The organism is Bradyrhizobium sp. B117, assembly GCF_038969555.1.
Classification (GTDB): domain Bacteria; phylum Pseudomonadota; class Alphaproteobacteria; order Rhizobiales; family Xanthobacteraceae; genus Bradyrhizobium.
Genome location: NZ_CP152414.1, coordinates 1,064,525 through 1,089,985, shown reverse-complemented (window position 1 = coordinate 1,089,985; position 25,461 = coordinate 1,064,525). Strand labels below are relative to the sequence as shown.

Sequence of the window (25,461 nt, the reverse complement as noted above, 5' to 3'; positions counted from 1 at the left end):
GAAACCTTCAGAACTTGTAGACCGCGCGGGCATTGCTGCTGAAGATCTTCTTCCGCTCGGCCTCGGTCAGCGGCGTCTTGAAGGCAAAGCGCGGATCGTCGAAATCCCAGTGCGGATAGTCCGACGAGAACAACAGACGGTCGATGCCGACCCATTCGATCAGCGCGCGCAGATGCCGCGCCTCGTCGGGCTCGTCGATCGGCTGCGTCGTGAACCAGAAATGCTCGCGGACATATTCCGACGGCTTGCGCTTGAGATGTGGCACTTCGCTGCGGAAGCGCTCGAAGTGCTGGTCCATGCGCCACACCGCCGACGGGATCCAGCCAAAGCCGCCCTCGATGAAGACGATCTTCAGCTTCGGAAACCGCTCCGGCACGCCCTCGATGACGAGGCTCGCAAGCTGCGCTGCGATGGTGTGCGCGTTGGACTGGTGCTCCTCGACATAATAAGACGGCCAGCCGCCGCCGGTCGGCGGATGTCCGCCGTAACCGCCCACGTGAATACCGAGCGGCAGGTCGAGCGCCTCGGCACGCTCGTAGATCGGCCAGTACCGGCGGCGGCCAAGCGGCTCGTTGGCGCGCGGCGAGACGTTGATCTGGATGTATTCGCCGATCTTCGCGCAGCGCTCGATCTCGGCGATGGCGAGGTCTACCCCATCCTGCCCGACCAGGATCGAGGCCTTCAGGCGCGGATCCCGGTGCGACCAGAAGGCCAACTGCCAGTCGTTGATCGCGCGCTGGATCGCGGCGCCGAATTCCAGGTTCTGCTGCGAGAAGATGAAGAGGTCGAGGACCTGCAGAATCCCGAACTCGACGTCGAGCGGATCGAGATGCTGTTTCTGCATGAAGGTGAGATCGGAGCCGGGCGGCCCGCCGGTCGGCGGCCAGGCGTCGCGCCGCGCGATCAGCGGCGAGGAGCGCGGATAGGGTGTGGTGAACAGATACGGCGTGCGCAGATGGCTGCCATATTCCCTCAGATGCTGTTGCCAGCGTTTGGGCAGGAATTCGTTGAGATCGTCGGGTGAATGCAGGCTCGGATGCACGTCGCAATCCACGATGCGCAAACGTGTTCCGACGGGCTTCTCGTCGTCGCGCAGCGGACGGTCGATGACGTCACTCATGCGAAACCTCCGGAACTAGTTGGCGAGCGACAGCCGCGGAAACGTCTCCAGCGGATTGTCGACGCACATTTTCGCGATGATGCTCTTTGGCAGGTTCGGCGGGATCGGATCGTCGCCGTCGAACTGCCAGTGCGGATAGTCGGACGCGAACAGGAACATCTTTTCGGAGCCGATCTGGTCGATGATCTCCTCGACGCTTCTGGCATCGCCAGGCGCATCGAACGGCTGCATGGTGACGCGAAAATTCTCGCGAATGATCGCAGCCGGCTCGCGCTCGACCCAGGGCACCTCGACGCGCACGCCGCGCCAGGTCTTGTTGGCACGCCACATGAAGGCTGGGAGCCAGCTCACGCCCGATTCCATCAGCACGACCTTGAGATCAGGGAACTTGCCGAAAACGCCCTCGTAGATCAGGCTCAAGATCTGCGCCTGAAACGCCTGCGCCTCGACGAAGTAATATTCGTAGCGGTGCGACGGCCAGCCGGCCGAGCTCGGCGCCTGCCGATATTGCGTGCCGGCGTGGATCGCGAGCGGCAGCTGGTACTTCTCGGCGAGCTGGTAGACCGGCCAGAAATGCCGCCGTCCCAGCAGCGTCTCGCCCTGCGCCAGCACCAGGATGGAGACGAAGCGGTTGTCGCCGGCGCGGCGCTCGATCTCCTCGATGGCGAGATCAGGCGCCTGCATCGGCACCACGATGGAGGCGCGCAGGCGCGGATCGCGTGCCAGCCATTCGGCGGCGATCCAGTCGTTGATGGCCTTGCAGAAGTCGGCCGCCATGTAGGCGTCGAACACGGCCTGCGCACCGTAGAGCACGTTGAGAATGGCGTGGCTGGCACCGAGCTGCTCGAACGCGCCCTTCTGCACCATCGCGAGATCAGAGCCGGGCTTTGCGCCATTGGCCGGGCGCCAGTCGGCGCGACCCGAAAACGGCATGCTCGGCGGATAGGAGGTGAGATCGAGCCCGTCGATGGCGCGGCTCACCACCTGCTCCTTCCAGTGATCGCTGAGATAGGGAAGCAGCGTAGTGCGCGTGCCACCAACCGCAGGGTGGATGTCGCAGTCGATCCGCGTCGCCGCCATGGAGCTTCCTCGCGCAATCTTATTGGCGGCGTTTTGTGTGCGCGCCGCATGCGCAGAGTGCCCCTGCCCGCTTCGGCGCGCAAGGGCGCGCGCCCGCGCGATCCGTCATGGCTCGGTTGCATTTCGCAGGCGCGATATAAACCTAACGATCACATCGCGCGAGGCGGCGCTTCAATCAGGGGATGGCTCCACGACGCGAACGGTGGATGCTTCGGCACCCACCGCTCCGTGCTGCAGATGGCCTCGCGCTTCGGCGCGCGCTCCTCAAGCCGCCTTGGAGACCTCCATCAGCAGACGCTCGGCCTTGGCATCCTCGATGCGGTTCACCAGCCGGCTGCTCTCGTGATTGTCGCGCACGGTCTTGGTGAGAGTGACGCAGGTCTGGATCAGCATCACGATGCCCATGGTGAGATAGCCCTTCATCCAGAGGTCGATCGGCAGGAAGAAGACGCCGAGCGCGACGAGGAAGGCGGAGGCTGCGAAGGACGCGTAAGTGAAGGTCACCCAGGCGCCGCTGTGGGGTTGGCCGTTCTGGTTCATGATGGTCTCCTATCGGTTCGAATGATGATGGGGTTTGAGAGATCGGGCTTGAGATCAGGCCGTCGGCATGCGCTTGGACTTCAAACGCGCCAGCACGTCGTCCGCGGTCGTCTTGAGCCGGGGGCCAAAGCCCTGCTCGGCGAGTTTCTCGGCGGTGGCGAGCGGACCGGTGGCCGCGTCGAGCTCGACCAGCGCATCGTCGGCCGCCTGGGCTTCGATCTGGCGCTCGCGCAGGCGCCGCAAGGTGCTCTCCGCTTCCGGCAGCGTGGATTCGTAAGGGCGGGCTGCCTCGATGCCGCTGCGGCGGAGCGAGCGCACTGCTTCCGAAGCGCGGGCGACGCGACGGCCGCGATCGAGCTCCGTGATGCGGGCCTGCGCATTCGCGACGTGCCGCTTCAGCCTGGCGATCTCGGACGCGAACAGCGCGCGTGCCGTCAGCGCCGCATCGCGGTCGGCCTCGAGCCCTGCGATGGCTTCGGCCGCTTCCTTGGCGAGATCCTCGCGGCCGCCATCGAGCGCCGCAACCGCGCGCGTCTCGAGATCGGCAATACGGGCGATCGTCGCTTCGAGCTTGCGGCCTTCCTGCTGGTCCTGGGCGATTGCCAGCGCCAGCGTCCGCTTGCTGCGCTCGACGGCCGCGGCCGCATCGCGCATCTGTTGATCGAGGATCAGAAGGGCCGTCCGGTCCTCCAGCTCCTCGCCCGCAGCGGCCACGCTGCCGCGGAAAAGTGTCACTACGGTCTTGAACATTGGCTGCTCCCTGTTATGAGCGTTGCTCACAGGTGCTTTGTAACACATCTTGAGCGTTGCTCAAGATAAATTTGAGCAGCGCTCACGGTTTTGGTTAACAAATGTCTAAAGCCTTGGAACGTCGAGAGAAACTTCGGGCCGACCTGATCCTGGCGGCGGAACGGATGATCGCAAGCCGCGGATTGGCCGGTCTGAAAACCCGCGATCTCGCGCGCGAGATCGGCTGCGCCAATGGCGCGGTCTACAATCTCGTGGCCGATGTGGACGAGCTGATCCTCCGCGTCGGCTCACGCACGCTGCTTCGGCTCGACGAAGTACTCAGCGCGGCGGAGAGCGCGGGCGAACCATCGCCGCAGGAGACTTTGGTTCGGATCGCGATTGCCTATTGCGATTTCGCCGCGGAGAATCTCGAACTCTGGCGCGCGCTGTTCGAGCACCGCATGGAGGCCGACAAGGCCGTGCCCGACTGGTCGATCGACGACCAAATGCAGCTGTTCCGCCATATCTACCAACCGCTGGCCGTCCTGTTTCCAAAGCGCAGCCCTGAGGAGCTCGGCATCACCGCGCGCAGCCTGTTCTCGGCCGTGCATGGCATGGTGGCGCTGGGGCTGGAGCAGAAGCTGGTCGCAGTTCCCTTGCCGGCGCTGCGCAAGGAGATTGCAGGCCTCGTGCGCGCGATGATCGACGGACTGATCGCCCATGCGGCGTAGAGAGTGCGCGGCAAAACGACCGGCTGACTAAAATTTCGCCTGTCGCATCGCGCACACCGCGCTTAGCCTTCGTGCGAAACGTCCCCTCCTCTTCTCCGGAGTTCCCCATGCCCCTCCTCATCCGCGGCGGCACCGTCGTCAATCACGACCATTCGCGCCGCGCGGATGTGCTGATCGACGGCGAGACGATCGTGGCGATGGGCACGTCGCTCGAGGCGCCCACTGGCGCCGAAATCGTCGACGCCGGCGGCGCCTACGTCATGCCGGGCGGAATCGATCCGCACACCCATCTCGAAATGCCGTTCATGGGTACGGTGACCGCCGACGATTTCGAATCGGGCACGAAGGCGGCGTTGGCCGGTGGCACCACGATGGTGGTGGATTTCTGCCTGCCCGATCCCGGCCAGTCGATGCTCGCGGCCTATCAGGAGTGGCGGCACAAATCCGAGAAGGCGGCAACCGACTACGGCTTCCACATGGCGGTGACGTCATGGTCGAAGCAGATCCATGACGAGATGGAGACCGTGGTCAAAACCTACGGGATCAACACCTTCAAGCATTTCATGGCCTACAAGGGCGCGCTGATGGTGAACGACGACGAGCTCTACAACTCGTTCGCGCGCTGCGCCCACCTCGGCGCCATGCCCGTGGTCCATGCGGAGAACGGCGATGTCGTCGCGTTGATGCAGGAGGCGCTGATTGCGCGCGGCGTCACCGGCCCTGAAGGCCACGCCTACTCTCGGCCGCCGGAGGTCGAGGGCGAAGCCACCAACCGCGCCATCATGATCGCTGATATGACCGGCACGCCGGTCTATATCGTGCACACGAGCTGCCGCGAGGCACACGAGGCGATCGCGCGGGCGCGCGCGGCGGGCAAGCGCGTCTACGGCGAGCCGCTGATCCAGCATCTGCTGCTGGACGCCGATGAATACCAGAACAAGGACTGGGATCATTCCGCTCAGCGCGTGATGTCGCCGCCGTTCCGCGACAAGTCGCACCAGGACAGTCTGTGGGCCGGCCTTCAGTCCGGCTCGCTCCAGGTGGTCGCGACCGACCACTGCGCCTTCACCACCGAGCAGAAGCGGTTCGGGCTCGGCGATTTCAGGAAGATCCCGAACGGCACCGGCGGCCTCGAAGACCGCCTTGCGCTGCTCTGGACCGCGGGCGTTGCCACGGGACGGCTGACCAAGGAGGAATTCGTCGCGGTCACCTCGGCGAACATCGCGCGCATTCTCAACATCTATCCGCGCAAGGGCGCGGTCGCGGTCGGCTCGGATGCCGATGTCGTGGTGTGGGATCCCAAGGCGAGCAAGACCATCAGCGCCAAGCGGCAGATGAGCCGGATTGACTACAACGTGTTCGAAGGCTTTGCCTGCACCGGCGGGCCGGCCGCAACTTTGTCGCGCGGCCGCATCGTCTGGAAGGATGGCGATCTGCGCGCCGAGGCGGGCGATGGCCGGTATGTGGAGCGCCCGGCATTTTCGCCGGTGCACGTGGCGAACTCGACCTGGAAGGAGCTGACCGCCCCGCGCGCGGTCGCACGCGGCGCGGTCACGCCGTAGCACTCCCGTCATGGCCGGGCTTGTCCCGGCCATCCACGCCTGTCACGCGGCACAAAGAACGTAGATGCCCGGGACAAGCCCGGGCATGACGATCACTTGCAGGTATTCACCTCGATCGGTAGTCCCTCAGGCCGCCTTGCCCGCCCGCAGCCGGTCGAGCACCGGCAGCAGCTCGGACGGATCGGGGCGCTGGGTGTAGTCCGGGTTCACCTCGGCATAGGCGATGACGCCGTCGCGGCCGATGACGTAGCGCGCGGGCATCGGCAACACCCATGACGGATTGTCGTTGAACGTCGGCAGGTCGTTCTTGAAGGACCTGTAGAGCGAGACGAGGTGCGGCGGCAGCGCAAAGCGGATCCCGAAGGCATCGGCGATCTCGCTCCTGACGTCGCTCAGGATCGGGAATGACAGCTTGTTGTCGCGCTGCGACTTGCGGCTGTTCGGCGCGGTCTGCGGCGAGATCGCAACCAGGCTGGCGCCGCGCGTGGCGATCTCCGGCAGCGCCTCCTGGAGGGCCTGGAGCTCGAGGTTGCAATAGGGGCACCAGACGCCACGATAGAACGACACGATCAGCGGTCCTTTCGCGAGCAGGTCGCGCGAGGCGACCGGCTTGCCGTCGGGGTCCATCAGGGTGAATTCCGGCGCGCTGTCGCCGGCCTTCTTCGCGCGCTGGGCCTGGCCGCTGGCGATCAATTCAGCGGTGGCACGATGCATGGTGTCCAGCGCCTCCTTCGTCGGTTTGATCGGAAAGCGGCCACCTTCGAAATCGGCTTTGAAGGCGTCGAGTTTGTCTTGCAGGGCCATGAGAAGCTCCATCTTTGGCTGTTGGCCCGCTCTATCTGGATCATTTGCAAATGAAGGGGTATACGGCGATGGCGGACAAGATTTATTCGAGCTCCAAATGAGTGACCGGCTTCAGGAATTGGCCGTTTTCGTCCGGGCGGCGGAAAGCGGCAGTTTTTCGAAGGCTGCGCGCGAGCTCGGCCTGTCGCAGCCCTCGGTGTCGCGCATCATTGGCGAACTGGAGACCCGACTCGCCGTCAAGCTGCTGTTGCGCACCACGCGCCGCATCACCGTCACCGATGCCGGCGCGCTGTTCCTGACCCGGGCCCGCGAAGTGCTTGCCGACATCGAGGATGCCGAGGACGCCGCGCGCGGCGTCGACTCGCTTCGCGGCACGCTGCGTATCACGATGCCGATCGTCTACGGCACGAGGCACATTATTCCGCGCCTGCCGAAATTCCTTGATTCGCATCCCATGCTGCGCGTCGAGCTGTCGGTTGCCGACGAGCGGCATAATCTCGTCGTGGAAGGCACCGACGTCGCGATCAGGCTCGGCCCGCTGAGCGACTCCGGCTTCGGTGCACGCAAGCTTGCGACCCTGCCGCGCTTTCTCGTCGCGGCGCCGTCCTATCTGGCCAAACGCGGCACGCCGAAGACGCCGGCCGATCTCGCCTCGCATGATTGCATCTTCGGTCCCGGCCTGTTCGGCCACACCACGTGGTCGTTCACCCGCAACGGTGCCCAGACTTCCGTCGATGTCCGCGGCCGCATCACCACCGATTCCGGCCCCGGCGTGTTCGCGAGCGTGCTGGCCGGTCTCGGCATCGCGATGACCTCGCCGGTGATGGCCGGTCCCGAGATCAAGGCGGGTGCGCTGGTGCCTGTGCTGAAGAGCTACAAGCTCGCACCTGTCGACGTCTACGCCGTGTTCCCCGCGGGTCCGCGTCCCTCGACCAAGGTGCGTGCCCTGGTCGATTTCCTGGCGGAGGAGTTGAGATAGGCCTGGAGCGGATGCGACGCCGTGAAGCGCGACCGATGGCATGCGCCTTGCCTCTTTAGGGCGTAGATTTCCCGCAAAAGAGGCACCGATGAGCGCATCACCTTTTGACATCACTCGCCGCAATTTGATGCTCGGCGGCCTCGGCATCGCCGGAATGACAACACTCGCTCCCCGCTTGGCCTCTGCGCAGGGACGCAGCGAGACGCTTCTGGTGGTGCAGGAGCTCGGGCCGAACTCGCTCGACATGCAGGGCGTCGGCTCCAACCAGACCGTGAACGGCCTGTCCTGGAATTGCTACGACCGCCTGCTCACCTATGCCTCGAAGACGCTGCCGGATGGGACGGTCTCGTACGACCGCGAGAAGCTCGCCCCTGAGCTCGCGGAAAGCTGTCAGGTCGCGGCCGACGGCATGTCCTGCACCTTCAAGCTTCGCAAGGACGCGAAATTCCACGACGGCACGCCTGTGACCGCCAAGGACGTCAAATGGTCGTTCGATCGCGCGGTGAAAGTCGGCGGCTTTCCGACCTTCCAGATGTCCGCGGGATCGCTGGAGAAGCCCGAGCAGTTCGTGGTGGTCGATGACCATACCTTCCGCATCGACTATGTGCGCAAGGACAAGATGCTGCTGTTCAACGTCGCCGTCGTCGTGCCCTTCATCATCAACTCGGAGCTTGCGAAGAAGAACGCGACCGCCGAGGACCCCTGGGCGCTGACCTGGCTGAAGAACAACGAGGCCGGCGGCGGTGCCTACAGGATCGAGAGCTGGAAGCCCGGCAGCGAGACCGTGCTGGCACGCTTCGACGACTGGAAGAGCGGGCCGCTGCCGAAGGTCAAGCGCGTCATCGCGCGCGACGTGCCCTCCGCCGGCACGCGCCGCGCCATGCTGGAGCGCGGCGATGCCGATATTTCCAGCGGTTTTGCGCCGCGCGACTTCGAGCAGATCATCCGGGAGGGCAAGGTCAAGGTCTCGGGCGTGCCGATCCCGAATGCGCTCTGGTACGTCGCGCTGAACACGGCAAAACCGCCATTCGACAATGTGAAATTGCGACAGGCCATCGCCTGGGGGATGCCTTATGAACAGATCCAGAGCAGCGCGTTCTTCGGGCGCGCCGTTCCCATGTACGGCGGAGCTGCCGAAGTCTCAAAACCGGTCTGGCCGCAGCCGTTTCCCTATGTCACCGATCTCGACAAAGCCAAGGCGCTGATGAAGGAAGCAGGCTTCGAGTCCGGCCTGGAGACGACCTTGTCGCTCGACGCGGGCACTGCGACCGTCGGCGAACCGACCGCCATCCTGATTCAGGAGAGCCTCGCCAAGATCGGCATCAAGGCGTCAATCGAAAAAATCCCCGGCGCAAACTGGCGCACGACGCTCAACAAGAAGGAGCTGCCGCTCGCGCTCAACCGCTTCAGCGGCTGGCTGGATTATCCCGAATATTACTTCTATTGGAATTTTCACGGCAACAATTCGATCTTCAACATCTCCTCCTATCAGAACAAGGAGATGGACGCGCTGATCGATAAGGCGCGCTTCACCACGGATGCAGCGGAGTACGATAAGACGGTGAAGGATTTCATCGCACTCTGCATGCGCGATGTTCCGGTCGTCCCGCTCAATCAGCCGATCCACGACGTCGCCATGCAGAAGGCCATCACCGGCTACGAATTCTGGTTTCACCGCGAGCCGGATTACCGTCAGTTTGCGAAATCATAGCTTGGCGCGCCGAAAGTTCGACGTGTTCTCGTCGTCATGGCCGGGCTTGTCCCGGCCATCCACGCCTTGCCTCTTTGCACCGAGAACGTGGATGCCCGGGACAAGCCCGGGCATGACGAGACGTTGCAGCCGCGCCGCGCTCGCATGCAACATCGCCGCATCGAGCCTGCCCAGCCGTGATCCCTCCAGGGCGCAGGCAAAGACCCGGTAGAACTGCGCGCCATCATAGGCGACCAGCAGCAAATCGACGCCGGCATTGATCGCCTCGACCACGGCCTTGCAGACGTCGTTCTGGTAGATCGCGCCCATCACGAGGTCGTCGGTCATGACGACGCCCTGGTAGTTCCACTTGTCGCGGATGATGCCCTGGACGACGCGCTTCGAATGCGAAGCAGCGCGATCGGGATCGACGGCCGTGAGCGTGACGTGCCCAACCATCAGCGCGCTGCGCGAATGCGACAGCACCTCACGGAACGGCAGCCAGTCGGTTGCCTCCAGCTCCTTGACCGGCGTGTCGAGATTGGCGCTGAAATGATGCGTGTCGGCGCGCACGCGACCGATGCCGGGAAAGTGCTTGAGCGTGGCGCCGACGCCGGACTCTTCCAGCCCGCGGACATAGGCGCTCGCGATCGTGCTGACGACGACGGGATCGCTCGCGATCGCGCGCCGGCCGATCAGCGTGTGAAAGTCGAGGCGGTTGCGCCGCTGCGGCGGCTTCAGGTCGAGCACCGGCGCGAGATTGAGGTTGACGCCGAGATCTGCGAGCTCGCGCCCGTGGATACGGCCGAACTCTTCGGCTTTGGCCTGCTGGTCGTCAGGGGCGAGTCCCGTGAGCGTCGCCAGCGCCGGCACCTTGGTCAGCGGCGGCGCCAGATGCCCGACAATGCCGCCCTCCTGATCCGCGGCTACGACCAACGGCGGCAGACCGGCGGCGCGCCGCTTGTCCTGGAGTGCCGCGATCTCGGCGCGCAGTGCCTCGATGGTCCGCCCGCGGATATTGGGCCTGGTGACGTAGACGCCGCCGATCAATCCCTGCTCGGCAAGGCGCGCGATCTCGGGAAAGGAGGAATAGCCGACCATGAAGTGAGGCCCGAGCTGACGCGTCTCGGCAGCGCTGGCGGTGAGGACGTCGCGCTTGCGCAGCTCGAATTTCAGATGCGCCGCCGACATCAGCAGCGGCGGCAGGCACCAGAGCATGACGAGCAGCTTGCCCGCGATGCTGCGCCAGCGTCCTCTCCGCAGCAGGACGATGACGATCAGGATGCTTGCGACGACAAGCGCGATGTTTCCGGTGTCGCGCAGCACGAGCAGATAGGGATCGTTCTTGTTCGCAGCCGCGAATGCGACGAGTGGCGCGGCAAGCCAGAGCAGGATGAGGCCGAGGCGATTGAGGAATTGCATGATGCGTCACGCGCTAGGAGTGGTGAATGCTTCGCACCTATCAAGGCGATCTGCGCTGCGCGAGAGGCAAAAGCGCACCTGCACGAAAACTGCAAAAGACTCCTGAAACCGTGCAGACGAAGGCCCCGGCTTCTGCGCAAGCGCCGTGCAGACTTCGTGATGCCACCCATCACGAAAGGTGTTCTGGACATGACGAGCCTGGCTTCGACGATCGCAGCGGACATCCAGCCGATCAGGCATTCCTCGATCCCGGCCAAGGTCGGCCTCACACTGGCGCTGGCCGCCCTCGCGGACTGGCTGTTCTACACCCAGCGCATCGGGCTGTCGCTGACGCTGTTTGCGCTCGCGGTTGTGTGCGTGTCGGTGCTGTTCAATCAAGCTTCACTCGACCTGCGGCGGGCGGGGATCGGCGCAGCCGTTCTTGTTGCCGGCCTCATGCCAGCGGTCGAGGAGCTCAACACGCTGTCCTTCCTGATCCTCGTCACCTCGCTGACGATTGCCCTGCTGCTCGCGACCAATCCGGAGACAACCGGGCTCGCCGACCGCGCCCGCGCGCTGCGCAACTTTGTCCTGTTCGGCCCCTTCAGATTCTTCCCCGAGGCGCTCCAGGTCTTCAACACGTCGGCCTTCACCCGCGGCATCGCGCTTTGGCTGTTGCCGGCCGCGCTCGGCACCGTGTTCGTCGCGCTGTTCGCGGCCGCCAATCCGGTGATCGAGCAATGGGTGTCGCTGCTCAATCCGAGGCTCATCTTCGATCATGTCAGCGTTCCGCGCGTGCTGTTCTGGACTATGATGCTGGCGCTGGTCTGGCCGTTCATCCATGTGCGCTGGCGGCGCAGGACCGTTGTCACCACCGATGTCGCCGCTGTCCCCGTGCCGCCGGCGCTGCCACCCATGGTCTCGGCGGAGTTCCTGGGCGCCTCGACGATCCTGCGCTCGCTGATCCTGTTCAATCTACTGTTCGCGGCCCAGTCGGTCCTCGACGGCATCTATCTCTGGGGTCATGTGGCGCTGCCGGCCAACATGACCTATGCGGCCTATGCCCATCGCGGCGCCTATCCGCTGATCGCGACCGCCCTGCTCGCTGCCGCTTTCGTTCTGGTCGCGATGCGCCCCGGTGGGCCGGCCGAGAAATCCAGGGTGATCCGGCCGCTGGTCTATCTCTGGGTCGGGCAGAACGTGCTGCTTGTCGCCTCGTCCATTCTCCGCCTCGATCTATACGTCGACATCTACATGCTGACCTATTGGCGGATCGCGGCCTTCATCTGGATGGGACTGGTGGCGTTGGGGCTGATCCTGATCGTTGCCCGCATCGCGCTCAAGCGGTCCAACCGGTGGCTCGTCGGTGCCAATCTGATCGCGTTAACGATCGTGTTGTATAGTTGCTCGCTGGTGAACTTCGACGCGTTCATTGCCGACTATAATGTTGCGCACAGTCGGCAGATTATGGGGTTCGGCGAGCCGGTCGATATCGCCTACCTTATGCAACTTGGACCACAGGCTTTGCCCGCAATTGAGAAAGTGATGCCGTCTCGCCCAGAATATGATCTTGTCGGACGTGACCGGCTTCTGGAGACTCAGCGCCTGGACATGACCTGGCGTGCCTGGGGGTTTCGGAGCTGGCGTCTGCAGCGCAAGCTCGATGCCGGCGCAAGGAGCAAATCCAGCAGCCAGCCGGCCGGGTGAGCGGAGAGATTCTTGGCGCATCGCATTCTCATCGTCGACGACGAGGGCCACATCCGCGAGGTCATCCGCGTCGCCCTGAAGAAGGCCGGCATGGACGTGATCGAGGCGCGCGACGGCAAGGAGGCGCTCGCCCGCTTTGCCGCCGACAGGCCCGACCTCATCGTGCTCGACATCGGCATGCCCGAGTTCGACGGCCTCGACGTCTGCCGCGAGATTCGCAAGACGTCCGACGTGCCGATCCTGTTCCTGTCGGCGCGCGACGAGGAGATCGACCGCATTCTCGGCCTCGAGATCGGCGGCGACGACTACGTGACAAAGCCGTTCAGCCCGCGCGAGCTGGTGGCGCGGGTCAATGTCATCCTGCGGCGCCTCAGCCCGCGCAACGGCGAGGCCAAGGCCGGGCCTGCCGCGCTGGTGCAAGGCGGCCTCTTGATCGATCCCGAGCAGCATGTCGCGACCTTCGCCGGCTCACCGCTGAAGCTGACCGCGATCGAGTTCGGCATCCTGCGCGCGTTCCTGACCCGGCCGACCTCGGTGTTCAACCGCGAGCAGCTGATGCGCGCGGCCTACCAGCTCAACATCCAGGTCTCCGACCGCACCATCGACAGCCACATCCGCAACATCCGCGCCAAGCTCGCGGCGCAGAATTGCGAGAACGTGATCGAGACCATCCACGGCGTCGGCTTCAAGCTTGGCCGCTGCGAGAAAGAGGCATGAGCGCGGCGCCCGACAAATGGCGGCCATCGCTCACCCTCGTGATCTTCACGGTGCTGGCGACGGTCGGCGTGCTGCCGCTGGTCGGCCTGTTCTTCTTCCGCCTCTACGACAACCAGCTGATCCGCCAGACCCAGGCCGAGCTGATCGCACAGAGCCGCGTGCTGGCAACGATCTATGCGCAGGAGGTTACGGCGAGGCTTGGCAGCGGCCTAGTGCTCGGCGCCGAGGTGCCGCCGAACATGCTGCCTGACCCCGGCGACCCGGTCACCCCGATCCGCCCCGCGCTCGACCTCACCGCCAACGATCTGCTCAGGCGGCGGCCGGATGCGCTGCCTGCATCCCAGCCGGCTCAGCCCGCTTACGTCGAGATCGGCGCGAGGATGACGCCGATCATCCGCGAGACGCAGAAGGTGACGCTGGCGGGCTTTCGCATCCTCGATCCGCAGGGCATCGTGATCGCCGGGCGCTACGAGGTCGGGCAGTCGCTCGCCCATATCGAGGAGGTCGCGGACGCGCTGCACGGGCAGTACCGCGCCACCCTGCGCAACCGCGTGCCGGACAAGCCGCCGCCACCGATCTATTCCTTCAGCCGCGGCCTCGGCGTTCACGTGTTCTCGGCAATGCCCGTGATCGTCAACAACCGCGTCGCCGGAGTGATCTACACCACGCGTACGCCGAGCAACATCTTCGATCACCTCTACCAGGAGCGGGCAAAGTTCGTGCTGGCCGGGCTCGCGGTGATCCTCGGCACGATCGCGATCGGCCTCGTGTTCTCCCGCACCATCACGCTGCCGATGCGCGAATTGATCGATCGCGCCGCCAGAATTGGCCGCGGCGACCGCGAGGCATTTCGGCCGCTCCGGCACTACGGCACCCGCGAGTTCGCCCAGCTCTCGCACAGCTTCCTCGGCATGGCAGAGCAGCTCGCCAGGCGCTCCGACTACATCGCGACGTTCTCGGCCCATCTCACCCATGAGCTGAAATCGCCGCTGACCTCGATCAAGGGCGCGGCCGAGCTGTTGCAGGATTCGGTTCAAGGCAAGGCGGGCAGCCTGACGCCGGCCGAGCAGAAGACGTTCATCGCCAACATCCTGTCCGACACCCAGCGGCTCGAAGCAATGGCGCAGCGGCTGCGCGAGCTGGCGCGGGCCGAGAGCCTGCCGCAGAACGAGCGGACGGATCTGGCGCCCGTGATCGCCGACCTCAAAAGCCGGTTTCCGGCAAGCTGCATCGAAGCCAGCGGCAGCCTCGACCGGGCGATCAGGATGTCGTCAGAGAAGGCGCTGATCGTATTGTCGCATCTCACCGATAACGCGGTGCGGCACAAGGCGGGGACAATCAGGCTGGAGGCGGTCGACGCACGGACGACCCTGCTTGTGACGGTCAGCAATGACGGCGAGCCGATCTCGGCGCCGAACCGCGACAGGATTTTTGATGCGTTCTTCACCACCCGGCGGGACCAGGGCGGTACCGGGATGGGCCTTGCGATTGCGCGCGCGGTGATGGCGAGCCATGGTGGCTCGATCAGGCTCAAGCCGACGGACCAAGGGGCGGCCTTCGAGCTTCAGTTTCCAATCGCCTAGATCGCGAACACCCAGGCCGCGACGATGGTGCCGATGGTGACGAGACCGGCGATGGTCCAGCCGGCGGCGTATTCCAGCTCGGGATGACCGGTGGCCCGCATGATCTCTGCTGGATCGGCGGTATGCTTCTCTGCCATGACAGCCTCGCACGTTACTTCCCGCGTCATTAGATAAGTCGCGTCAGCCGCCATTAGGTTCCATCACGGAAATGCGAGGAAATGACGCAGCTTGGTTTGTTCGCCGATCCGGACAGCGGTCCCGCCGGGCTTCGCTATGTGGACAATTTTATCGATGACGCCGCCGAGCAGGAGCTGATCGGCCGCATCGCAGCATTACCGCTCCAGCGCTTCCAGTTCGGCGCCTTCGAAGGCAACCGCCGGGTGGCCTCGTTCGGCTACCGCTACGACTACACGCTGCAACGGCTGACCGAGTCCGAGCCGATCCCCGTGTGGGTGCTGCCCATCGCGCGCCGGGTCGAGGCATGGGCCGGCCTCACTGACGGCAGCGTGCGGCAGGTGCTGTGCACCGAATACAAGGCCGGCGTGGGTATCGGCTGGCATCGCGACAAGCCGCATTTCGACAAGGTGCTCGGCCTGTCGCTGGGCTCGCCTTGCAAATTCCGCTTCCGCCGCCGCATCGGCGACAAATGGCAGCGCCATACGCTCGAGGCCCTGCCGCGCTCGCTCTACATGATGGACGGCGAGGCGCGCTCGCAATGGGAGCACAGCATCCCGCCGGTCGAGGCACGCCGCTATTCCATCACCTTCCGGACCATGAAGCGGGCGTGACAGGTCGGCCCAAACAAAAACTGCGAAAACAACCCCATGCACAGTAGCAAGCCTCAGCCGGCTCGAGGCGGGGGTCACGCGCGACAAATATCTGACACATCGGTGCTAAACGGCCGGGCCGCGCATTCGATGCGGGATTGGCATCTTGCCTTCCAAATCCGGTTGCATGCTAGACTGGATGCCATCCAGGGCAGGAGGGAAGCATGGCCGACAACAAGGCGAAGCGCGGCGGAGCCGATCGGGCGCTGATCGCGCTCACCGAGAAATACGAAGTCGCCTACTGGTCGAAGAAGTTCAAGGTGACGCCGGCCAAGCTGAAATACGCCGTCAAGAAGGTCGGCCATTCCGCCAGGAAGGTCGAGGAGTACATCAAGCTCCAGAAGCACCGCGCCGCCGACAAGAGCCGGATCGCGCTCAGCGAGCCCTACGAGGTCCGCTACTGGTCGAAGAAGTTCAAGATCACCCCGGCCAAGCTGAGGCTCGTGGTAGGCGCAGCCGGCCATTCCTCCAAAAAGGTCGAGGCCTATCTCACGGCGCAGAAGGCGGCGAAGAAGAAAAAGGCCAAGAAGACCACGAAGAAGGCCGCCAAGAAGGCTGCTACGCGCAAGAAAGCCGCCTGAAACGGCAGGTCGGTGGAGCAAAGATGAAATCCGTTCGATCGATCCTCGCCTGCGGCCTCATCGCCGCCTGCGCGCAAGGTGCCACCGGCGCCTCAGGCGCCGCGCCTGCAAAAGTCTCGGGCGCGACGGCGCTGGCGCTCGCGGGCGTGATCGCGCCGCTGTCGCCGGACCTGACGGGGCCCGAGAAGAAGGCGGTGGCGATGCTGTTCGCCGCCAATGCCGACATTCCCTACAAGAAGCCGATCGTGGTGACGGCGGACAAGATCGTCTGCCGCACCGGCAATGTCGATATCACCGTACGCAACTGCGAGGTGAGCTTCGGCAAGAAGACCAAGACCGTGAACGGCTCCACCGCCAACGAGATATTCGCCACGGAAGCGCTGGCGGGCATTCCGCCTGACGGTGCGGCCGGATCGAATTTCGAGAGCCTGAGCAAGCTGAGCTGCACGATCGACCCCAACGCGATCAGGCGGAAGGACGGCAGCGGGGCGGACTGCACGTTCCAGCCGGGGAATTGAGCGCGCCCGAGAACCAGCCACGCCGCCGCGAAATCGCCTCAAGCCCAGCTAACTAATAAGGCGAATTGAAAAGACAGGCCAAACCGGCGACCCATGATGAGGCGCGCAAGGCCGGCACCAATATGAAGAATTATCTCGCATTATTCCTGCTTCTGACCGTCACGACCGCTTCCGCGCATGGCCCGATGCCTGCGCGGCTGCTTCCCCCGTCCGATCTCGTCCTGACAGGCCTCACCGATTCCGACACGACCGCCGGCGGCACCGCGCGGCTGTGCGAGGATGTCACCTTCTCGCGCGGCCTGCGCTATGGCGAGAGCGAAGCCAACGTGCTCGACGTCGCCGCCAGCACGACCAAGGCGACGACGCCGCGGCCGGTGCTGGTGTTCGTGACCGGCGACACCTTCACCGGCGACCGCGCGGCGCCGGACCTGTCGCGCGAGATCCAGGACCAGGCCATGTGCTTTGCCGCGCGCAACGACATGATCGGGGTGCGGGTCAATTATCGGCTGGCGCCGTCGGCGGCCTGGCCGGTCGGCGCCACGGACGTGGCGGCGGCGCTGTCCTGGGTCCACGGCAATATCGATCTGTTCAATGGCGATGCCCGCGAGATCGTCGCGGTGGGCTACGGCGCCGGCGCCTTCCATGTCGCGACGCTGCTGGCACATCCCGAGCTCCAGACCGATCGCGCCGAGGTCGCCGCCGTGGTGCTGGTGTCCGGGATCTACCGCGCCGGCAAGGATGCCAGCGACAGCGTGAAGGCCTATCTCGGTTCCGACGCCGCCCAGTACGACAAGCGGTCGGCCTACCCCGGGATCCTCAATGTCGATGTGCCGATCGTGCTGGCCTGGGCCGCGGACGATGCGGCCAATCTGGTCGCACAAGGCGAGACGCTGAAAAAGACGCTCTGCGGCGCCGGCCACTGTCCGCGCAGCGCGCTGCTGCGCAGCCGCGCCGGCATCGCCGCCGCGTTCGGGCTCGATGGTTCGGGCGACAGTCTCGCCGAGCCGACACTGCTGCTGGTGCATCAGCTCGAGGCGCGCGGGCTGCCGTAGGGTTGCGCTCGGACCATCCACTCGCACCTTTTGCTGGGCCACCCCTCTCCCCCGCCCTCCCCCGCAAGGGGGGAGGGATCGCAGTGTGCCGCACGGCGACAGCCGGTTTTAAAACTCGAAGCGAAAACTCAATGCGGCTTGCGGCCTCCGCCCCCCAACCACAAGCACAGGTGCGTTCCCTCCCCCCTTGCGGGGGAGGGTTAGGGAGAGGGGCGCCACGGGGACTCTCTCGATTGCGGAATCGACACGTCGCCAGAGCGGCGCGTCAACACGCCTGCCGTTTCGCTTCAGGACCATGCGTCGCATTGAAGCGGGTTGCCCGGCCATAGGAATGCCAAACGCTTGACCTAGATCAAGCGGCCCTGGAGCGGATCGGGCCGACCTCGTTGGGGGCCAACGACAAGGTGTCGAACATGCGCGTCACCGGCAGACTGCTGTTCGTTTCGATGATTGCTTTCGCCTCGCTCGGGGCGATGTCGCAGCAACACACCGAACAACCCGCGACCGACAAGGAAATCCGCATCGGCAATGTCATGCCGTATTCGGGGCCGCTCTCGGAGTTCGGCGCGATCGGCACCGCGGAGGCCGCCTATTTCGACATGGTCAATGCGCGCGGCGGGATCAACGGCCGCAAGATCCGCTTCATCACGCGCGATGACAATTCCGATCCGGCGACCGCGCTGGACCTGACCCGCAACCTGGTCGAGAAGGACGGCGTGCAGCTGATGTTCGGCTCGTTCGGTACGCCCGGCAATATCGCCACGCGCTGGTATCTGAACGAGAAGAAAATCCCGCAGCTGTTCGTCGCCTCCGGCGACGAGGAGCTGAGCCAGGCCAAGGCATTTCCCTGGACCATGGGCTGGCAGCCGTCGTTCCGCTCCGAGGGGCGCATCTACGCCAACTACATCCAGGCCTACTACCCCCGGAAGAAGATCGTGGTGCTCTGGCAGAACGATCAGTTCGGGCGCATGCTCTACAAGGGCATCCAGGAGGGGCTCGGCGATCTGAACCGTCAGGTCCTCGTCGACATCGCCTTCGACATCAATGACGAGCATCTCGACGGCCACGTCTCGATCCTCAAGCGCGCGGGCGCCGACATCTTCGTCTTTCTCGGCGTGCCGTCGACGGCGTCCAAGGTGATCAAGCTGGCGGCGTCAATGAAATGGCGCCCGGTCTTCATCGTGAACGATGCCTCCGCCTCGATCGCCAATGCGATGGCGCCCGCGGGCCTCGAAAATTCATCCGGCGTGATCTCGGCGGCGTTCCTGAAGGATCCGAGCGATCCCGCCTGGAAGGAGGATGCCGGCATGAAGGACTGGTTCGCCTTCATGGACAAATACCATCAGATCGAAAGCACCAACAACAGCGCGGCAGTCTACGGCTACGCCGCGGCCGAAGCGCTGACGAAGGTGCTGAAGCAATGCGGCGACGATTTCTCGCGCGAGAACATCATGCGGCAGGCCGCATCGCTGAAGGCCTATCAACCCTCCGTCGCCCTGCCCGACATCAGGATGAACACCTCGCCGGAGAGCTATCTGCCGATCCGGCAGATGCGGCTGGTGCAGTTCGACGGCCGCTCCTGGCAGCCGTTTGGCGACGTGATCGAGACGGCGTTCACGGAGGGCGCGGCGAGGTGAACCCGCGTGGAGGTGGCGTTGGTACGGCACGGCGTTCAACAGGCACCTTTTGCTGGGCTACCCCTCTCCCCCGCCCTCCCCCGCAAGGGGGGAGGGAGCTCAGCGTGCTACGCGGCAAGAGCTGGGCTCATCGCTTGCGCGTTTTGAGTCGAGTTATTCGTCACAACAAAGGTGCGTTCCCTCCCCCCTTGCGGGGGAGGGCTAGGGAGAGGGGTTCACACGGGGACTCTCTCGATCAGCAGCGCGTCAATCGTCCCCTCACGCCGGCTTCAGCGAGGCGAGCGCGTTCTCCAGCAGCGTTCGCACGCGGGCGGCATCGCCTGACTTCACCACGGCGGGATCGAGATAGAGCTCGAGGCCGGGCGCGCGTTCGGTGATGATGCCGCTGCTTTCGGCTGCGGCATCATTGAGCGCGTCGACCGAATAGGGAATCACCTCGCGGCTGATGCCCTTCATCGTGATCGCCGGCAGCGCGTGGGCGCGGACAATGTCGCTGACGAGCGCGAAAGTCTCATAGCTCAGCACGATGCCGCCGGGCTCGGCGATCGATTGCAAGCGCGCGGCGAGGTTCGCTTCGGCGCCGATGATGGTGTAGTCCATGCGGTCGCTGCTGCCGAAATTGCCGACATTGCAATAGCCGGAATTGATGCCCATGCGCGAGCGGAACGGCTGCTCGATGCCGGACGCCCGCCATTTCGCGTTGAGCTCGGCGAGGCGCTGCTGCATGCGCCAGGCCATCTGGAGGCAGGCCTGCGCGTCGGCGCGGTCGCCCTTGGTCTCGGGATCGCCGAAGAAGATCAGCATGGCATCGCCGATGAACTTGTCGACGGTGCCGCCGTGCTCATGCGCGATCGCCGACATCTCCGTGAAATATTCGTTGAGCAGCTGGGTCAGCAATTCAGGCTGAAGCCGCTCGGTGGTCGCGGTGAAGTTCTGGATGTCGGAGAAGAAGATGGTGAGCTTCTTGCGCTCGGTGTGGATGGTGACGTCCTTCTGGCCGGAGAAGATGCTCTTGTAGACCTGAGGCGGGATGTAGCGCGAGATCTTCATCGACAGCGAGGCGAGGAAGTCGTTGGCGGATTCGAGCTCCTTGTTCATGGTCTTGATGCGGCTCGCCTGCCGGCGCTGCAGTGAGAGGAACGAGAGCCCGCTGCCGGCGGCGATCAAGAAATAGGCCAGCAGGAACTTGAACGAGAAGATGTTGGCCGCGATCGGCTGGGCGATGATGACTTCCTGGATGCCTCTGATATCCCCGACCTTCCAGTCCTTCTTCGGGCTCTCGGGATGGCTGTTGTGGCAGCTGACGCAGGCCGGGCCCATCGTGACGGGCGCGACCAGACGGACCTTGTCGGAGAACAGCGAGGTCTCGGTGTCGACGATCTTCTGCTCGGGGTCCTTCCTGAGCGCATCGAGCGCGTCCTTCTCGAATTTGTCGAGCTGGTGCGGGGCGCGGTTCTGGAACGGGAAGTCGGAGACGAAACGATAGGTGATGTTCTCCTGCTGCGCGCCGATCACCCGCCCGAGCTCGAGCGACAATGTCGCGGGGATCGGGATCGCGCCCGGAACGGATTCGTAATTGTGCACCACCCTGGTAGTGCCGTTGGGATTGGCCAGGATCCGCCCGACCACGTTGGAGGCGTAATAGCTGCGCACGCTCGTGATCACCGAATTGAGATCGGCGGCCTGCCGGCGAAGCGCCGTCTTGCTCAGCTCGGTCAGGTCCAGCCAGACCGCAAGCGGCAGCGCGAGCAGGAGGAAAGCGATCGCGGCGCCCGTCAAGAAGCCGCTCTTGGGCTGCTCTTCGGAGATCTCTTGTTTCACTCTGTGGCTCCGTTGTGTGCGATTTTGTCGCAAATCTCTCGGGATTTGCGGCGCAGCCTTCGGCTGCACAGAGCCAATAAACACAGGCTCGCGCAACCCCATTTTATGGTGGTCGCATCAGGCGGCTTTTCGTTTCATGATGAAGGTTTAAGATCGGCCTGAACCTGCATTCACGCCGCCGGGAGACCCTCCGAATGACCGATATCCGTATCAAGCGCTTCCATGCGCGCCCCGTGATCGTGCCGATGAACCTGCCGCTCCAGACCTCGACCGGCGCGGTCGCCAAGGCGCCGCTGGTGCTGATCGACTGCGAGACCGACCAGGGTGCCGTCGGGCACGCCTATCTGTTCTCGATCACCCCCTCGGCGTTGAAGCCGCTGACCGCGATGGTCACGGAAATGTCAGAGCTCATCGCCGGCGATCCGCTGCAGCCGTTCGAGATCGAGCGCAAGCTAACCCAGCGCTTCACGCTGCTTGGCCTTGCCGGCCTGCAGCGCCTCGCGCAGTCCGGCATCGACATGGCAGCATGGGATGCGCTGGCCCGCAGCAAGGGCCTGCCGCTGGCGCGCCTGCTCGGCGGCGCGCCGAAGCCGGTGCGCGCCTACAATTCGAAGGGGCTCGGTATCATGCCGGCGGGCGCCGCGGTGGACGAGGCGCACAAGCTGCTGGCCGAAGGCTTTCACGCCGCAAAGATCCGCGTCGGCCGGCCCGATGCGCGCGAGGATCTCGCCGTGGTGCGTGCGGTGCGCAAGGCCGTCGGCGACGACGTGACGCTGATGTGCGACTACAACCAGGCGCTGGCTGTCACCGAGGCGATCCGCCGCGGCGAGATGCTCGACGACGAGGGCCTGACCTGGATCGAGGAACCGACCCGTCACGACGACTATGAGGGCAATGCCCGCATCGCGGACGCGCTGCGCACCCCCGTCCAGATCGGCGAGAATTTTGACAGCGCCTTCTCGATGCAGGCGGCGCTGGCCGCCGAGGCGTCCGATTACGTGATGCCCGACGTGCAGCGCATCGGCGGCGTCACCGGCTGGCTGCGCGCCGCCGCGCTCGCGCATGCCGCCGGCATCGAAATGTCGACGCATCTGTTTTCGGAGGTCAGTGCGCACCTGCTCTGCGTGACGCCATCAGCGCACTGGCTGGAATATGTCGACTGGGCCGACGCGGTGCTGGCGAGCCGGCTGAGGATCAAGGACGGCTTTGCGCTGCCGAGCGAGGAGCCGGGGAACGGGATCGCGTGGGACGAGGCGGCGGTCGCAAAATATCTCGTTACATAAGGCCGCCTGTCGCCGCGTCGATCACCGATCGACGGGCCTACGGCCGAACAGCGGCAGTCATACTCAGCTCGACCGGCGCCCCTCGCGGCAACTCGGCGACGCCGACGGACGTACGCGTGTGACGGCCGCGATCGCCGAGGCGTTCGATCAGCCGGTCGGAAGCACCGTTCATGACTTGCGACTGTTGGGTAAATCCAGGCACTGAGGCGACATATCCCACGACCTGCAAGATCTGGACGATCTTGTCCTCTCCGCCTGTTGCGTGGTTGATGGCCGCAATACATAGATCGGCGCAGAGGGACGCAGCCTCTTGCGCGGCCGCGATATCGACGCCTGCGCCGACCTTGCCCGCATACAGCAGGTCTTCGCCGCGACGCGGCAGCTGACCACTCACATACGCAATTCCACCATGGATGATCGCCGGCAGGTAGTTGCCGCCGGGCTTGTTCACACTGCTCATCTTGCCAGCCTGCCTTCTTTTCACATCCGGCGGAGCGACGCATTTCGCCGAACGCCATAATTCGATCGCACCAAGGTCGTTGCCATGGTGGGTGACCGGACAATGGCAGGCGGCGAGTCATGGATCAAGGCTGCGAAGGCGGCGCAGATCCAGCCCGACAAGTCCTCGCCTGCGCGCATTGCACGGCGGCGGTGCGCGCGATAACGATTTCCCATGACCACATGGCGTCCCCATCCTCACATCCGCGTCGTCGCGATCGGCCTGCACTGGCGCGACGGGCGGCTGCTGGCGGCCGAGGTGCGCGACGATGCGGGGCGCATCAAGGGCGTGCGCCCGCTCGGCGGCGAGATCGAGTTCGGCGAGAGCTGGCGCGCCGCGCTGGTGCGGGAATTCAAGGAAGAGCTCGGCATCGAGGTCACCATCACGAGCGAGCCGCTGGTGCTGGAGAACATCTTCGTGCACGAGGGATCGACCGGCCACGAGGTGATGTTCATCGCGGACGTCTCGTTCCCGGATGGCGCGTTCGGCGGCGAGGACCGCATCGACTTTCGCGAGGATAATGGAGAGCAAATCGTCGCGCGCTGGTTCAACCTCGCGGATCTCGACGTCGGAGGCGGTCCGAGTCTTTATCCGTCCGGATTGAAGGCGGTGCTGCTTCGGACGGTCAAGAGCTGACCAACATCAAGAATGCTTCTGCGCCTGCCTGCATCAATTGCGGAGCCATGAGTGACGCAGCATCGATGGCCGGTTCACAATCACGAGGCTCTCAAGCACAATTTTTGCCAGGTAGATACCGCCTGCCGCTTGCGCCCTTCGGGGTATGGTGAAGTGTATCAGACCGCCGCACGCTTCCTTTGCTCGAGCGAACGGGTCAGTAACGCAAGCCCTGACATTCTCCGTTCGTATCGCAAAGGAACAGAAGATGCGCGATTTCCGCGACGCCAAAGTCATGGCGCAAACGCTTCGCGAAGCCCTCAGCAGTACCCGATCAGTCTCCCTCACCGTCAGCGAGAGCCTCGAGCTCGTCGCGAAGATGTTGGGCTTGGCCGATTGGAATGTCCTGGCCGCCCGAATCCGCTCGGCGGAGCAAACCGGCCCGGACCGCAATAACGAGGCGGGCAGAGCAGCCGATGGCTCGGATCAACCCGGCTCCAAAGCCAAGGAGATTCAGTTGCCGCAAGCGACTCTGGATCGCTACGCCGGAACCTATCAATTCCATGGCGCCGTCTTCACCGTCACGCGTGACAATGACCATCTCTCGGCACGGCTGACCGGCCAAGGCTCGGTTGCCTATTACGCGGTGAGCGAAACGGAATTCGTCGCGAGGGATATCGAGGTCGCGTTTCGTTTTACCCTCGGACCGGACGGGATTCCGACGGCCGTGATCCTGCACCAGCATGGCAACGACCACACCATGCAACGCATCGACGCGGGCGCAGCACAAGAGCTCCAGCGCGCGATCGAGACGCGCATGAGCAGCCGGTCCGCCAATCCCGGCAGCGCCGCTGCGCTTCGTCGTCTCGTCGAGAGCCTCGCAGCGGGCCAGCCCAACTATGGCGAAATGAGCGCAGCTCTGGCTGAACTCACCCGCAAGCAATTGCCGCGTCTGCAACCCGGCCTCGCCGACATGGGTCCGATTACGTCGATCGAATTTCTCGGTGTCGGCGCGCAAGGCCAGGACGTCTATTCGGTCTGGCACCAGGGCGGTGCCGCATCGCACTGGCACATTGCGCTTGGCAGCGATGGCACGATCATCTCGGCCTTTGTCACGGCGGGGCCATGATCTTCGCGCGGGCAACGAGGCTGCCTACCACACCTCCGCCCCCGGTATTTTCTTCCGTACCGCCATGCGCTGGATCCAGATGCAGCGACGGACGGACCTGTTGGAGCGGCCGACGGCGGATATGCCCTCGCCGGCCTGCAGCAGCGGCGCCACGTTCTGGCGCAGCTCACGGCAGCGCTGGAGCTCGGCCTGCCAGTCGATGATCGTAGCCTCGGCGCGCGGCGCCATCAGCGCCAGCGTCGCCAGGGCAAGACAGCCGGCCCGCGTCATTTGCAATCCCTTCACTGTGACCTGCCTCCATCGCGCCGGTAGCGGAAATTGCAATGAGAGGCGCCCTGCATGATCGTCTGGGTGCGCGTGAGCTTGACGTCGGGGCCGAACCCTTCCGCGGTCGCAAAATCCGCGGTGCAGACCAGGAGGAAGCCGAGCTCCGGTTCGCCGAGCGCCTTGTAGAACTCGGCATAGGCGCAGCGCGTCACGTCGAACGCAAAGGCGTCCGCCGTCTGCTCGATGACGTCATAGGCGAGCGCGTCGTCGCGGGCATAAGTCCTGAACGCCGAGGACACGGCCTTGCCGAGATCGCTCTCATTCTTGGCCTTCCAGAACTCCTCGCCGAAACCGCGGTAGAGATCGCCGAGCGCCCTGCGCACCAGCGCGTTGGCGCGCGCCTCGCCGAGCTCGGCCTGGAGTGCCTTGACCAGCGGCACCAGCACCTGCGCCTGGATCTTTGCTTGCTCGATGACGGACACGCTCATGGGCGGCCTCGCGCCTGAAGGGGGTGATCGTAGCCCCGATGGACCACCGGACGATAACTCAACTCGGTGTTGGCGGCGAGAGCTTGCGCGGTGCGCGCCAC

At 64.6% G+C, this 25,461-nt stretch carries 26 protein-coding genes; 15 read left to right on the top strand and 11 right to left on the bottom strand.

Annotated elements, in window-relative coordinates:
* Positions 1 to 7: 7 nt before the first annotated feature.
* The 4 genes from AAFG16_RS05280 to AAFG16_RS05265 all read right to left on the bottom strand — a co-directional run bounded on the left by AAFG16_RS05280 (position 8) and on the right by AAFG16_RS05265 (position 3,490).
* Complete coding sequence (locus AAFG16_RS05280) at positions 8 to 1,120, bottom strand: amidohydrolase family protein (protein WP_342737827.1); 1,113 nt, start codon at positions 1,118 to 1,120, stop codon at positions 8 to 10.
* Positions 1,121 to 1,135: 15 nt separating this feature from the next.
* The gene (locus AAFG16_RS05275; RefSeq protein WP_342737825.1) at positions 1,136 to 2,200 is read right to left on the bottom strand and encodes an amidohydrolase family protein; all 1,065 of its coding nucleotides are present in this window, start codon (positions 2,198 to 2,200) and stop codon (positions 1,136 to 1,138) included.
* Positions 2,201 to 2,464: 264 nt separating this feature from the next.
* Positions 2,465 to 2,740, bottom strand: coding sequence for a YiaA/YiaB family inner membrane protein (locus AAFG16_RS05270; protein WP_128954061.1), 276 nt, complete (start codon positions 2,738 to 2,740; stop codon positions 2,465 to 2,467).
* Positions 2,741 to 2,794: 54 nt separating this feature from the next.
* Positions 2,795 to 3,490: a PspA/IM30 family protein gene (locus AAFG16_RS05265; RefSeq protein ID WP_342737822.1), complete on the bottom strand. Its 696-nt coding sequence runs from the start codon at positions 3,488 to 3,490 to the stop codon at positions 2,795 to 2,797.
* A gap of 101 nt (positions 3,491 to 3,591) precedes the next feature.
* Here AAFG16_RS05265 and AAFG16_RS05260 point away from each other — a divergent pair, with 101 nt between their 5' ends.
* Positions 3,592 to 4,200 (top strand): TetR-like C-terminal domain-containing protein, encoded by a 609-nt coding sequence (locus AAFG16_RS05260; RefSeq protein ID WP_283083824.1) that lies wholly within the window; start codon positions 3,592 to 3,594, stop codon positions 4,198 to 4,200.
* Between the two features lie 107 nt (positions 4,201 to 4,307).
* Positions 4,308 to 5,762 carry a dihydropyrimidinase gene (hydA, locus tag AAFG16_RS05255; RefSeq protein WP_342737820.1) on the top strand — a complete coding sequence of 485 codons (1,455 nt, stop codon included), beginning with the start codon at positions 4,308 to 4,310 and terminating at the stop codon, positions 5,760 to 5,762.
* Between the two features lie 126 nt (positions 5,763 to 5,888).
* On the opposite strand, the gene AAFG16_RS05250 is transcribed toward hydA, so the two are convergent.
* Entirely contained in the window at positions 5,889 to 6,566 is a 678-nt protein-coding gene (locus tag AAFG16_RS05250; RefSeq protein WP_283083822.1) for a peroxiredoxin-like family protein, read from the bottom strand.
* A gap of 97 nt (positions 6,567 to 6,663) precedes the next feature.
* On the opposite strand from AAFG16_RS05250, the gene AAFG16_RS05245 reads away from it, so the two are divergent.
* Both AAFG16_RS05245 and AAFG16_RS05240 read left to right on the top strand, forming a co-directional pair.
* The gene (locus AAFG16_RS05245; RefSeq protein ID WP_342737817.1) at positions 6,664 to 7,545 is read left to right on the top strand and encodes a LysR substrate-binding domain-containing protein; all 882 of its coding nucleotides are present in this window, start codon (positions 6,664 to 6,666) and stop codon (positions 7,543 to 7,545) included.
* Between the two features lie 88 nt (positions 7,546 to 7,633).
* Positions 7,634 to 9,256 carry an ABC transporter substrate-binding protein gene (locus tag AAFG16_RS05240; RefSeq protein WP_342737815.1) on the top strand — a complete coding sequence of 541 codons (1,623 nt, stop codon included), beginning with the start codon at positions 7,634 to 7,636 and terminating at the stop codon, positions 9,254 to 9,256.
* On the opposite strand, the gene AAFG16_RS05235 is transcribed toward AAFG16_RS05240, so the two are convergent.
* Positions 9,251 to 10,657: a glycoside hydrolase family 3 N-terminal domain-containing protein gene (locus tag AAFG16_RS05235; protein ID WP_342737813.1), complete on the bottom strand. Its 1,407-nt coding sequence runs from the start codon at positions 10,655 to 10,657 to the stop codon at positions 9,251 to 9,253. The two genes, AAFG16_RS05240 and AAFG16_RS05235, sit on opposite strands and share 6 nt — an antisense overlap.
* 189 nt (positions 10,658 to 10,846) lie before the next feature.
* Here AAFG16_RS05235 and AAFG16_RS05230 point away from each other — a divergent pair, with 189 nt between their 5' ends.
* Genes AAFG16_RS05230 through AAFG16_RS05220 form a run of 3 tightly spaced genes read left to right on the top strand, consistent with a single transcriptional unit; the run spans position 10,847 to position 14,643 of the window.
* Entirely contained in the window at positions 10,847 to 12,343 is a 1,497-nt protein-coding gene (locus tag AAFG16_RS05230) for a DUF4173 domain-containing protein (protein ID WP_342737811.1), read from the top strand.
* A 12-nt stretch (positions 12,344 to 12,355) separates the two neighbouring features.
* On the top strand, positions 12,356 to 13,060 hold the full coding sequence (locus AAFG16_RS05225; protein ID WP_342737809.1) for a response regulator transcription factor: 705 nt from the start codon (positions 12,356 to 12,358) through the stop codon (positions 13,058 to 13,060).
* Positions 13,057 to 14,643 (top strand): ATP-binding protein, encoded by a 1,587-nt coding sequence (locus AAFG16_RS05220; RefSeq protein WP_342737807.1) that lies wholly within the window; start codon positions 13,057 to 13,059, stop codon positions 14,641 to 14,643. Before AAFG16_RS05225 ends, AAFG16_RS05220 begins: the two co-directional genes overlap by 4 nt.
* Here AAFG16_RS05220 and AAFG16_RS05215 read toward each other — a convergent pair.
* A complete protein-coding gene (locus tag AAFG16_RS05215; RefSeq protein WP_007597071.1) occupies positions 14,640 to 14,780 on the bottom strand; it encodes a hypothetical protein in 141 nt (46 codons plus the stop codon). The two genes, AAFG16_RS05220 and AAFG16_RS05215, sit on opposite strands and share 4 nt — an antisense overlap.
* Positions 14,781 to 14,861: 81 nt before the next feature.
* Between AAFG16_RS05215 and AAFG16_RS05210 the strand changes: the two genes are divergently transcribed.
* The 5 genes from AAFG16_RS05210 (at position 14,862) to AAFG16_RS05190 (ending at position 19,258) form a co-directional block, all read left to right on the top strand.
* Positions 14,862 to 15,431: an alpha-ketoglutarate-dependent dioxygenase AlkB gene (locus tag AAFG16_RS05210; RefSeq protein ID WP_342737805.1), complete on the top strand. Its 570-nt coding sequence runs from the start codon at positions 14,862 to 14,864 to the stop codon at positions 15,429 to 15,431.
* Between the two features lie 203 nt (positions 15,432 to 15,634).
* The gene (locus tag AAFG16_RS05205) at positions 15,635 to 16,051 is read left to right on the top strand and encodes a DUF3606 domain-containing protein (protein ID WP_342737803.1); all 417 of its coding nucleotides are present in this window, start codon (positions 15,635 to 15,637) and stop codon (positions 16,049 to 16,051) included.
* Positions 16,052 to 16,074: 23 nt separating this feature from the next.
* Positions 16,075 to 16,569, top strand: a complete 495-nt coding sequence (locus tag AAFG16_RS05200; RefSeq protein WP_342737801.1) for a hypothetical protein — start codon at positions 16,075 to 16,077, stop codon at positions 16,567 to 16,569.
* A 122-nt stretch (positions 16,570 to 16,691) separates the two neighbouring features.
* The gene (locus AAFG16_RS05195) at positions 16,692 to 17,621 is read left to right on the top strand and encodes a carboxylesterase family protein (RefSeq protein ID WP_342740853.1); all 930 of its coding nucleotides are present in this window, start codon (positions 16,692 to 16,694) and stop codon (positions 17,619 to 17,621) included.
* Between the two features lie 413 nt (positions 17,622 to 18,034).
* On the top strand, positions 18,035 to 19,258 hold the full coding sequence (locus AAFG16_RS05190) for an ABC transporter substrate-binding protein (RefSeq protein WP_342737799.1): 1,224 nt from the start codon (positions 18,035 to 18,037) through the stop codon (positions 19,256 to 19,258).
* A gap of 258 nt (positions 19,259 to 19,516) precedes the next feature.
* Here AAFG16_RS05190 and AAFG16_RS05185 read toward each other — a convergent pair whose 3' ends face one another.
* Positions 19,517 to 21,079: an adenylate/guanylate cyclase domain-containing protein gene (locus AAFG16_RS05185; protein WP_342737797.1), complete on the bottom strand. Its 1,563-nt coding sequence runs from the start codon at positions 21,077 to 21,079 to the stop codon at positions 19,517 to 19,519.
* Between the two features lie 194 nt (positions 21,080 to 21,273).
* Here AAFG16_RS05185 and AAFG16_RS05180 point away from each other — a divergent pair, with 194 nt between their 5' ends.
* Entirely contained in the window at positions 21,274 to 22,362 is a 1,089-nt protein-coding gene (locus tag AAFG16_RS05180; protein ID WP_342737795.1) for an enolase C-terminal domain-like protein, read from the top strand.
* A 37-nt stretch (positions 22,363 to 22,399) separates the two neighbouring features.
* Here AAFG16_RS05180 and AAFG16_RS05175 read toward each other — a convergent pair whose 3' ends face one another.
* The gene (locus tag AAFG16_RS05175; protein WP_342737793.1) at positions 22,400 to 22,822 is read right to left on the bottom strand and encodes a RidA family protein; all 423 of its coding nucleotides are present in this window, start codon (positions 22,820 to 22,822) and stop codon (positions 22,400 to 22,402) included.
* A 213-nt stretch (positions 22,823 to 23,035) separates the two neighbouring features.
* Between AAFG16_RS05175 and AAFG16_RS05170 the strand changes: the two genes are divergently transcribed.
* Together AAFG16_RS05170 and AAFG16_RS05165 are read left to right on the top strand one after the other, a co-directional pair.
* A complete protein-coding gene (locus AAFG16_RS05170) occupies positions 23,036 to 23,497 on the top strand; it encodes an NUDIX hydrolase (RefSeq protein WP_342737791.1) in 462 nt (153 codons plus the stop codon).
* Between the two features lie 247 nt (positions 23,498 to 23,744).
* On the top strand, positions 23,745 to 24,605 hold the full coding sequence (locus AAFG16_RS05165) for a glyoxalase superfamily protein (protein WP_342737789.1): 861 nt from the start codon (positions 23,745 to 23,747) through the stop codon (positions 24,603 to 24,605).
* A gap of 24 nt (positions 24,606 to 24,629) precedes the next feature.
* Here the strand turns inward: AAFG16_RS05165 and AAFG16_RS05160 are convergent, their stop codons facing one another.
* Positions 24,630 to 24,875: a hypothetical protein gene (locus AAFG16_RS05160; protein ID WP_342740852.1), complete on the bottom strand. Its 246-nt coding sequence runs from the start codon at positions 24,873 to 24,875 to the stop codon at positions 24,630 to 24,632.
* 11 nt (positions 24,876 to 24,886) lie between these two features.
* A complete protein-coding gene (locus AAFG16_RS05155; RefSeq protein WP_342737787.1) occupies positions 24,887 to 25,360 on the bottom strand; it encodes an L-2-amino-thiazoline-4-carboxylic acid hydrolase in 474 nt (157 codons plus the stop codon).
* Between the last annotated feature and the right edge of the window lie 101 nt (positions 25,361 to 25,461).

Coding starts and splice junctions, on each gene's coding strand:
- AAFG16_RS05280 (WP_342737827.1), bottom strand. CDS start 1,120: ATGAGTGACGTCATCGACCGTCCGCTGCGCGACGACGAGAAGCCCGTC.
- AAFG16_RS05275 (WP_342737825.1), bottom strand. CDS start 2,200: ATGGCGGCGACGCGGATCGACTGCGACATCCACCCTGCGGTTGGTGGC.
- AAFG16_RS05270 (WP_128954061.1), bottom strand. CDS start 2,740: ATGAACCAGAACGGCCAACCCCACAGCGGCGCCTGGGTGACCTTCACT.
- AAFG16_RS05265 (WP_342737822.1), bottom strand. CDS start 3,490: ATGTTCAAGACCGTAGTGACACTTTTCCGCGGCAGCGTGGCCGCTGCG.
- AAFG16_RS05260 (WP_283083824.1), top strand. CDS start 3,592: ATGTCTAAAGCCTTGGAACGTCGAGAGAAACTTCGGGCCGACCTGATC.
- hydA (WP_342737820.1), top strand. CDS start 4,308: ATGCCCCTCCTCATCCGCGGCGGCACCGTCGTCAATCACGACCATTCG.
- AAFG16_RS05250 (WP_283083822.1), bottom strand. CDS start 6,566: ATGGCCCTGCAAGACAAACTCGACGCCTTCAAAGCCGATTTCGAAGGT.
- AAFG16_RS05245 (WP_342737817.1), top strand. CDS start 6,664: ATGAGTGACCGGCTTCAGGAATTGGCCGTTTTCGTCCGGGCGGCGGAA.
- AAFG16_RS05240 (WP_342737815.1), top strand. CDS start 7,634: ATGAGCGCATCACCTTTTGACATCACTCGCCGCAATTTGATGCTCGGC.
- AAFG16_RS05235 (WP_342737813.1), bottom strand. CDS start 10,657: ATGCAATTCCTCAATCGCCTCGGCCTCATCCTGCTCTGGCTTGCCGCG.
- AAFG16_RS05230 (WP_342737811.1), top strand. CDS start 10,847: ATGACGAGCCTGGCTTCGACGATCGCAGCGGACATCCAGCCGATCAGG.
- AAFG16_RS05220 (WP_342737807.1), top strand. CDS start 13,057: ATGAGCGCGGCGCCCGACAAATGGCGGCCATCGCTCACCCTCGTGATC.
- AAFG16_RS05215 (WP_007597071.1), bottom strand. CDS start 14,780: ATGGCAGAGAAGCATACCGCCGATCCAGCAGAGATCATGCGGGCCACC.
- AAFG16_RS05210 (WP_342737805.1), top strand. CDS start 14,862: ATGACGCAGCTTGGTTTGTTCGCCGATCCGGACAGCGGTCCCGCCGGG.
- AAFG16_RS05205 (WP_342737803.1), top strand. CDS start 15,635: ATGGCCGACAACAAGGCGAAGCGCGGCGGAGCCGATCGGGCGCTGATC.
- AAFG16_RS05200 (WP_342737801.1), top strand. CDS start 16,075: ATGAAATCCGTTCGATCGATCCTCGCCTGCGGCCTCATCGCCGCCTGC.
- AAFG16_RS05195 (WP_342740853.1), top strand. CDS start 16,692: ATGAAGAATTATCTCGCATTATTCCTGCTTCTGACCGTCACGACCGCT.
- AAFG16_RS05190 (WP_342737799.1), top strand. CDS start 18,035: ATGCGCGTCACCGGCAGACTGCTGTTCGTTTCGATGATTGCTTTCGCC.
- AAFG16_RS05180 (WP_342737795.1), top strand. CDS start 21,274: ATGACCGATATCCGTATCAAGCGCTTCCATGCGCGCCCCGTGATCGTG.
- AAFG16_RS05175 (WP_342737793.1), bottom strand. CDS start 22,822: ATGAGCAGTGTGAACAAGCCCGGCGGCAACTACCTGCCGGCGATCATC.
- AAFG16_RS05170 (WP_342737791.1), top strand. CDS start 23,036: ATGACCACATGGCGTCCCCATCCTCACATCCGCGTCGTCGCGATCGGC.
- AAFG16_RS05165 (WP_342737789.1), top strand. CDS start 23,745: ATGCGCGATTTCCGCGACGCCAAAGTCATGGCGCAAACGCTTCGCGAA.
- AAFG16_RS05160 (WP_342740852.1), bottom strand. CDS start 24,875: ATGACGCGGGCCGGCTGTCTTGCCCTGGCGACGCTGGCGCTGATGGCG.
- AAFG16_RS05155 (WP_342737787.1), bottom strand. CDS start 25,360: ATGAGCGTGTCCGTCATCGAGCAAGCAAAGATCCAGGCGCAGGTGCTG.